At 70.6% G+C, this 323-nt stretch carries 1 pseudogene; it reads left to right on the forward strand.

The window, feature by feature from the left end:
* Positions 1 to 323 (forward strand): annotated as a pseudogene (locus H926_RS32890) (FUSC family protein); the annotation flags it as partial.

Raw genomic sequence — 323 nt, forward strand, 5'->3', positions numbered from 1 at the left:
CGCCCGCTGGTGCGCGCCAGTGATGCCGTGATCGTGCGCCTGCTCGACATGGCCGAAAGCCTCGTCAGCCTGGGTGAAGGCCCGCACCGCGATGGCGCCTGGCACAGCGAACATGCCGAGCATCGCCGCACCGTGCGCCTGGCGGTAGAGCGGCTGCGCAGCCTGCTCGATCGCTATGCCGTACAGACCACCGGCCTTGCCCCCCATCACCAGGCGCTGGCCACTGCCGAAACCCTGTTTGGCGCGCTGATCGCACTGGACCAGGGCTTTATCGAGCAGGTCGGTTCGGCGCGCGAGCGGCTGGCCGTGGCGCGGGCCTGCCG

Origin of the sequence: Novosphingobium sp. B-7 (assembly GCF_000410615.1) — a bacterium.
In the GTDB taxonomy this organism is placed as follows: Bacteria; Pseudomonadota; Alphaproteobacteria; order Sphingomonadales; family Sphingomonadaceae; genus Novosphingobium; species Novosphingobium capsulatum.